Annotated in this window: 1 protein-coding gene; it reads left to right on the plus strand. The window is 63.0% G+C overall.

What is annotated here, in order from left to right; all coding sequences use genetic code 11:
- A partial coding sequence (locus ABG80_RS22990; protein WP_235513941.1) for a hypothetical protein occupies positions 1-236 on the plus strand: 236 nt, incomplete at its 5' end.
- Positions 237-273 lie beyond the last annotated feature (37 nt).

Here is a 273-nt window from a genome sequence, read left to right on the forward strand (position 1 = left end):
CTATCGATGAAGCGCGCAATGTCCTCGAAGAGGCTGCGCTGATGACCACTGAGACGGTGAGGGCCTTCTACGGGATCGTAGCTGCTGGCCCGGATGTTGACACGCCGCCCTGGCTGTTCATCCTGGCCAGACACATAGACGCCTGGGACAAGGCCTCGCAGGCCTACATGATGGCCGTGCATCAGCATGCTCGGCCTGTCCTCAATGACATGGAGCGCCTCTCCGCGTCGAAGTAAGCCGGGGGGCTGGGGGACACCCCAGTGAGCCCGAAGG

Source organism: Aquabacterium parvum, from assembly GCF_001447195.1.
In the GTDB taxonomy this organism is placed as follows: Bacteria; Pseudomonadota; Gammaproteobacteria; order Burkholderiales; family Burkholderiaceae_C; genus Aquabacterium; species Aquabacterium parvum.